At 54.9% G+C, this 255-nt stretch carries 1 rRNA gene; it reads right to left on the reverse strand.

Annotated features, from left to right (window positions below):
* Positions 1-255 (reverse strand): 23S ribosomal RNA (locus tag R6V09_RS54355); the annotation flags it as partial.

Below are 255 nucleotides of genomic sequence, written 5' to 3' on the forward strand. Positions count from 1 at the left end.
GTCGAGAAGTCGTTACGCCATTCGTGCAGGTCGGAACTTACCCGACAAGGAATTTCGCTACCTTAGGATGGTTATAGTTACCACCGCCGTTTACTGGCGCTTAAGTTCTCAGCTTCGCCCGACCGAAATCGGACTAACCGGTCCCCTTAACGTTCCAGCACCGGGCAGGCGTCAGTCCGTATACATCGCCTTACGGCTTCGCACGGACCTGTGTTTTTAGTAAACAGTCGCTTCTCGCTGGTCTCTGCGGCCACC

It is taken from the genome of Streptomyces sp. W16 (genome assembly GCF_033194735.1).
Classification (GTDB): domain Bacteria; phylum Actinomycetota; class Actinomycetes; order Streptomycetales; family Streptomycetaceae; genus Streptomyces.